This is a genomic window from Micromonospora sp. ALFpr18c (genome assembly GCF_008868155.1).
GTDB lineage: Bacteria > Actinomycetota > Actinomycetes > Mycobacteriales > Micromonosporaceae > Micromonospora.
In genome coordinates this window covers 20,539-27,045 of record NZ_WBKR01000074.1, presented here as the reverse complement: position 1 = coordinate 27,045, position 6,507 = coordinate 20,539, and the positions used below count along the sequence as shown (strand labels likewise).

6 protein-coding genes and 1 tRNA gene are annotated in these 6,507 nt (G+C 70.9%); 2 read left to right on the top strand and 5 right to left on the bottom strand.

Annotation, left to right across the window (positions count from 1 at the left end; all coding sequences use genetic code 11):
• The 5 genes from F8271_RS15435 to F8271_RS15410 form a co-directional block, all read right to left on the bottom strand.
• A partial coding sequence (locus tag F8271_RS15435) for a carbohydrate-binding protein (protein ID WP_370461914.1) occupies positions 1 to 311 on the bottom strand: 311 nt, incomplete at its 3' end.
• Between the two features lie 212 nt (positions 312 to 523).
• Positions 524 to 598: transfer RNA gene (locus F8271_RS15430), tRNA-Arg, on the bottom strand.
• Positions 599 to 836: 238 nt separating this feature from the next.
• Positions 837 to 1,532, bottom strand: coding sequence for a winged helix-turn-helix domain-containing protein (locus tag F8271_RS15425; RefSeq protein ID WP_151490464.1), 696 nt, complete (start codon positions 1,530 to 1,532; stop codon positions 837 to 839).
• A gap of 340 nt (positions 1,533 to 1,872) precedes the next feature.
• Positions 1,873 to 2,541: a DUF305 domain-containing protein gene (locus F8271_RS15415; RefSeq protein ID WP_151490463.1), complete on the bottom strand. Its 669-nt coding sequence runs from the start codon at positions 2,539 to 2,541 to the stop codon at positions 1,873 to 1,875.
• A gap of 8 nt (positions 2,542 to 2,549) precedes the next feature.
• Positions 2,550 to 3,350: a DUF3105 domain-containing protein gene (locus F8271_RS15410; protein ID WP_151490462.1), complete on the bottom strand. Its 801-nt coding sequence runs from the start codon at positions 3,348 to 3,350 to the stop codon at positions 2,550 to 2,552.
• Positions 3,351 to 3,448: 98 nt separating this feature from the next.
• Between F8271_RS15410 and argS the strand changes: the two genes are divergently transcribed.
• Together argS and lysA are read left to right on the top strand one after the other, a co-directional pair.
• Positions 3,449 to 5,116, top strand: coding sequence for an arginine--tRNA ligase (argS, locus tag F8271_RS15405; protein WP_151490461.1), 1,668 nt, complete (start codon positions 3,449 to 3,451; stop codon positions 5,114 to 5,116).
• A gap of 1 nt (position 5,117) precedes the next feature.
• Positions 5,118 to 6,503, top strand: a complete 1,386-nt coding sequence (gene lysA / locus F8271_RS15400; protein WP_151490460.1) for a diaminopimelate decarboxylase — start codon at positions 5,118 to 5,120, stop codon at positions 6,501 to 6,503.
• Positions 6,504 to 6,507 lie beyond the last annotated feature (4 nt).

The following is a 6,507-nucleotide window of genomic DNA, read 5'->3' as shown; positions in this document are numbered from 1 at the left end:
GTGGTCGGTGGCGGGGTGCCTCCCGAGCACGCGCCCAGGTCACGCCACAGCGACGGGGTCGCGGCCGGGTTCCAGCCGGTGCCGGGGTACGCGGTGTGGGTGACCAGAGCCTGGTAGAGCCGGCCGCTGTAGGTGACCTGGGCACCCGCCTGGTAGGTGTTGCCCTCGGCCCAGCCCGGCGCGGTGCAGGCGACCATCGGTGCGACGTCGGCCGAGGACACGGCGGCCATGCTGCTGGGAACGAAGGCGACGGCGGCCGCGACGGTCATCGCCGCCCCGGCCACCACTGCGAAAATCCGACGGCTTCTCATGCTCACTCCCCAGGCTTCGACGTCCCGCGACCTCCACATATTGACGTTCGTGAAGTTTAATATCAAGGGTTGTTAACAGATCCGGGGCAGTCGGGGTGACCGCGCCGCCTCGACCTGGACATCCGCCATCGGACCGCCGAGGGTCCGGGCGCAGAGAAAAGGCCCCTGACCGAATGTCACCCGGTCAAGGGCCTTACCGTGCTGCTGAGCTCTGGTGCCCCCGGCAGGATTCGAACCTGCGCCCCCGCCTCCGGAGGGCGGTGCTCTATCCCCTGAGCTACGGGGGCTCAGCGACTGGAGAAGACTAGCAAACCTCCTCCAGGAACACCGAATCGGTATCGGTGCCCCGATCGTGTCGCAGGCCCTGTGCGGATCGCGATCTCAAGATCCGCACAACGTCGGGAAGGTGCTGCCCCGTCGCGGCGCTTTCCCTGTTCCTACGCGGATCCTGGCCGGCCGCCGTCGTGCGGGTCCGGCTGGCGCGGGAGTTGGCCGGTGGCCGGCGGCCATGGTCCGGACGGTTGATCAGGCGGCGGCGATCACTCGGCCGCAGCTGGGCAGCGGGTGCAGGACGATCCGTCGCGGGAGCCGGCGCGGCCACTCGTTGCGCGGCCAGGAGCCGTCCACGATCAGGTGCACGGTGCGCTCCTCCGTGCCGCTGAGCCGCAGCACGAAGTCGCGGGGGAGCGGCGGGTCGACCGTCGGTGTGGTGATCATGAAGCGCACCCGACCTCGGGACGAGACGGCGGAGATCACGTCGGCCGCCGGCATGGTGCCGCGCAGGCGTACCCGGCCGATCCAGTAGACCTCGGCGAGGTGCTCCTGGGCGGCGCGGGTGATCGCCGGGTACTCGCTGCGTACCCAGCGCTCGACCGCGCTGACGCAGAGCCCGCAGGCGCGCTCGCGCGGCTCGCGCGGACCCAACCCCCAGGCCCGCAGGTACGCCCCGACCGCGCCGGAGTCCAGCGGCAGGTCGAAGCGGCGCTGGATGAGCGTGGTGAGGCTCTGCCGCGTCCACAACTCCTCGTCCAGGCCGAACTCGTCGGGGTGGACGCCCCGCAGCACGTCGATCAGTTCAAGTTCCTGTTCGCGGCTGAGCAATCCCGGCTCGCCCTGCCGCTGTCCGCGACGGACGGCTGCCACCGCCCCGTCACCGCCGATGGTGTGGCGCCGGCACCAACTGGTGACCGAACGCCGTGCGTCTCTGAGTGCAACCCCCACGTCTTGGGCAACGAGCCCGAATCGCAACTGGTCACGATATGTGGGGAGAAAACTCTCTAAGCAACGTAATCGCCTGTCCCTCGCAAAACGCCCACAAGGGGCATCTGCGCGGCGTACGGGGCTGGGGCCTGCGGATATGCATGCTGATCGACTCGGGTTCCTGGAAAACGGGGTGTCGACGCGCCCGGGACACCCCGGCTTCCAGGAACCCGAGTCGATCATCGGGCCCGGGCCCTCGGGCAGGACGCGGGGTCGCGGCCCGCGCCCCGGGACAGGATGCGGGCCCGCGGCCCGCCGGTGTGCGGCGGTGACGCGGGCCCGGTGTGGCCCGTGCGAGGGATCAGCCCTTGGCCTGCGCCTGGAGCTGCCGCAGGTTGTTCAGTTCGGATTGCTGGGTGGCCTTCATGGTCTCCGCCACCCGTACGACCTCCGCGTTGTCGGTCTCCCCGAGCGCCGCGTCGATCATGTGGATGCCGCCCAGGTGGTGGGCGTACATCAGGGTCAGGAACTGGCGGTCGACCTCGATGCCCTTGGCGTCGCGCAGGGCGGCCATCTGCTGCGGCGTGGCCATCCCTGGCATCAGCCCGTCCTTGACGGTGGCGCCGTCGGACATCCACGACATCGGCGGCTTCGAGCCGGTCGGGCTCAGCCCCCATTCGCGCAGCCAGGTCTGCATGGCGCCGATCTCGCCCTGCTGGCCGGTGGCGATGTCGACGGCGATCTGGCGGACCTCGGGCAGCGTGGCCGACCGGTACGCGATCAGGCTCATCTCCACCGCCTGCGCGTGGTGGGTCGTCATGTCCCGCGCGAAGCCCGCCTCGACCGAGGCGTCACCGGGTCGGGTGAGCCGGGGGGTGAGCAGACCGCCGGCGTACCCGAGCAGCAACCCCACCACCAGCAGGGCGGCCAGCGCGAGCACCCCGTAACGCCGCGCCGGTGCCCGGCCGCCCTCGTGCGGGGCGGGCTGGGTCTCGTCGTACTCGGTGTCGGTGGTGGTGGGGGCTGTCATCGGCGTCCTTACTGGGTGGGCGGCTGCTGCTGAAGCTCACGCGGCGTGGTGCCGGTGGCGGTGACCCCCTGGTTGCACAGCGCCGTCGGGCCCTCGACCGAGGCGTTCACCCGCAGGTCCTTGATGAACTCGTCGATCCGCTTGTCGTCGGCGTTGTCGACCTTCAGCTGGTAGCCCCACGCCTGCAGCGAGATCGGCTTGTCCAGGCCCTCGTACGGGCTCATCAGCATCTTCTCGACGCCGCGCACCTTGCCGGCGAGCTTGTCGACCTGGTCCTTCGGCAGGTCCGGGCGGTAGGTGATCCACACCGCGCCGTGCTCCAGGCTGTGCACGGCGTGCTCGCTGGCGATCGGGGCGTCGTACACGTCGCCCATGCAGTTCTGCCAGGCGGCGTTGTGCACCCCACCCACCGGCGGCGAGTACTTGTAGGTCAGCGGGCCCGACTTGTGCGACTCGTAGTCGAGGCTCGTCTTGTCGGTCTTGCGGATGTTGACGATGCCGTCGATGGCGTTGGCCTTCTTGTCCCACGGCTTGGAGCCCTGGAACGACGCCCAGGCGCCGTAGCCGATGATGCCGGCGGCGAGCACGCCCACCGCGACGAAGAGCGCGATCGGGCCCCAGGCGCGGCCCTGGCTCACCTTGACCGGGGTGACCGGCTTGCGCGGGCCCTTGCCACCGGCCCGGGGGGAGCCCGTCGGCTTGCCGGAACCGGCCTTGGCGTCGGGCGCCGGCCGGCCCGCCGCCGGCTTCTTGCCGGTGCTGACCAGGGTCGGGCGGCGCTCGGGGCCACCCGGGGTGCTGATGCTCATCGTGCCTCGTCAAGTCGGTCGGTCAGGGGGAGTGGCGGGCCGGATGACGCGCAGGGTAGCCGCCGAGTGCCCGAGTCTACCCCCGATAACATGGCTGGGTGACTCCTGCAGAACTCGCCTCGGTCGTCCTTGCCGCCGCCCACGCCGTCTTCACCCAGCGTGGGCTGGACCGCGCCGCGCTGCCGGAGCGCACGGTGGTGGAGCGGCCGCGCAACCCCGAGCACGGCGACTACGCCTCCACGCTCGCGCTGCAGTTGAGCAAGAAGGTGGGCGTTCCGCCGCGGGAGCTGGCGACCGCCCTGGCCGACGAGCTGGGTCGGGCACCGGGGGTCAAATCGGTCGAGATCGCCGGGCCGGGCTTCCTGAACATCCGGCTCGACGCGGCCGCCGCCGGCCAGCTCGCCCGGGTGATCGTCGAGGCCGGCGCGGAGTACGGCCGTAGTGACCGGCTGGCCGGCGAGAAGATCAACCTGGAGTTCGTCTCGGCCAACCCGACCGGGCCGGTGCACATCGGCGGGGTCCGCTGGGCGGCCGTCGGCGACGCGTTGAGCCGGCTGCTGCGGGCCACCGGCGCCGACGTCGGCACGGAGTACTACTTCAACGACGCCGGCTCCCAGATCGACCGGTTCGCCCGGTCGCTGCTCGCCGCCGCCAAGGGTGAGCCGGCGCCGGAGGACGGCTACGGCGGGGCGTACATCGCCGAGATCGCCGCCGAGGTGCAGGCCCGCCGCCCGGAGGTGCGGTCCCTGGACGACGCCGCCGCCCAGGAGGTGTTCCGGGTCGAGGGTGTCGCGCTGATGTTCGACGAGATCCGCTCCTCGCTGCGCGACTTCGGGGTCGAGTTCGACACCTACTTCAACGAGAAGGACCTGCACGACCGGGGTGAGTTGGACCTCGCCCTGGCCCGGTTGCGCGAGCAGGGGCACCTCTACGAGTCCGAGGGCGCCACCTGGCTGCGCACCACCGACTTCGGCGACGACAAGGACCGGGTGCTGCGCAAGTCCAACGGCGAGTGGACCTACTTCGCCGCGGACTGCGCGTACTACCTGGACAAGCGGGAGCGCGGCTTCGAGCGGGTCGTGATCATGCTGGGCGCCGACCACCACGGCTACATCGGCCGGATGAAGGCGATGGCCGCCTGCTTCGGCGACGACCCGGAGCGCAACCTGGAGATCCTCATCGGGCAGCTGGTCAACCTCGTGCGCGACGGGGCCCCGATGCGGATGAGCAAGCGGGCCGGCACCGTGATCACGCTGGAGGACCTGGTCGACGCGATCGGCGTGGACGCCTCCCGGTACGCGCTGGCCCGCTACTCCAGCGACTCGCCGATCGACATCGACATCGAGTTGTGGACCCGGGCGACCCGCGACAACCCGGTCTACTACGTGCAGTACGTGGCCGCCCGTACGGCGGGCGTGGCCCGCAACGCCGCGGAGGTGGGGCTGGTGCCGGGCGACGCCGACGCGTTCCGCCCCGAGCTGCTCGACCACGAGAAGGAGAACGAGCTGCTCAAGGCGCTCGCCGAGTTCCCGGCGGTGGTGGCCACGGCCGCCGAGCTGCGGGAGCCGCACCGGGTGGCCCGCTACCTGGAGGAGAGCGTCGCGGCGTCCTACCACCGGTTCTACGACAACTGCCGGGTGCTGCCGTTGGGCGACGAGGAGGTCACCGACCTGCACCGCGCCCGGCTGTGGCTCAACAACGCCACCCGCACGGTGATCGCCAACGGTCTGCACCTGCTCGGCGTCTCCGCACCCGAGAGGATGTGACATGAGGGCTCACGAGGCCGGTGCGCTGCACGCGGACATCAGCAACCAGGGGCCGGCCTGGCTGCGTACCCCCGAGGACGTCAACTCCCTCGTGCCGGCGCTGTGGCCGCGCAGCGTGACGCGCGGCGCCGACGGCGCGCTCGCCGTCGCGGGCCTGAGCGTCCGCGACATCGCGGCCGAGTTCGGCACCCCGGTGTACGTCCTCGACGAGGCCGACCTGCGCTCGCGTTGCCGGGACTTCCGGGCGGCGTTCCCGACCGAGGACGTCTTCTACGCCGGCAAGGCGTTCCTCTGCCGGGCGGTGGTCCGCATGATCGCCGAGGAGGGCCTGCACCTGGACGTGTGCAGCGGAGGCGAGCTGGCCACCGCGTTGTCCGCGGGGATGCCGCCGGAGCGGATCGGCTTCCACGGCAACAACAAGTCGATCCGTGAGCTGACCCGGGCGCTGGACGCCGGGGTGGGGCGGATCATCGTCGACTCGTTCACCGAGATCGACCGGCTCACCGCGCTGGCCCGCGAGCGTGGGGTCCGGCCCCGCGTGCTGGTCCGGGTCACCGTCGGCGTCGAGGCGCACACCCACGAGTTCATCGCCACCGCCCACGAGGACCAGAAGTTCGGTTTCTCGCTGGCCGGCGGTGCCGCCGCGAACGCCGCGTTCAAGATCCTCGACGAGGGTGTGCTGGAGCTGCGCGGTCTGCACTCGCACATCGGCTCGCAGATCTTCGACGCCAGCGGGTTCGAGGTCTCGGCCCGCCGGGTGCTGGCCCTGCAGGCGCAGATCCGCGACGCCCGCGGCGTGGAGCTTCCCGAGCTGGACCTGGGCGGCGGGTTCGGCATCGCGTACACCACCCAGGACGACCCGGCGACCCCGCAGGACCTGGCCAAGCGACTGCGCAAGATCGTCGACTCGGAGTGCGCGGCGGAGAACCTGGCCGTACCGCACCTGTCGATCGAACCGGGTCGGGCCATCGTCGGGCCGGCCGTGTTCACCCTCTACGAGGTCGGCACGGTCAAGGATCTCGACGGCATCCGCACGTACGTCAGTGTGGACGGCGGGATGAGCGACAACATCCGCACCGCGCTGTACGACGCGTCGTACTCGGCGACGCTGGCCTCCCGGGCGTCGGCCGCGCAGCCGTTGCTCGCCCGCGTGGTGGGAAAGCACTGTGAGTCCGGGGACATCGTGGTGAAGGATGAATTCCTGCCCGCCGACGTGCAGCCCGGAGATCTTGTCGCAGTGCCCGGCACCGGCGCGTACTGCCGGAGCATGGCCAGCAACTACAACCACGTGCCCCGGCCACCGGTGATCGCGGTGCGTGACGGCCAGGCGCGTCTGATCGTCCGGCGGGAAACCGAAGACGACCTGCTCGCATTGGATGTTGGATGACGTC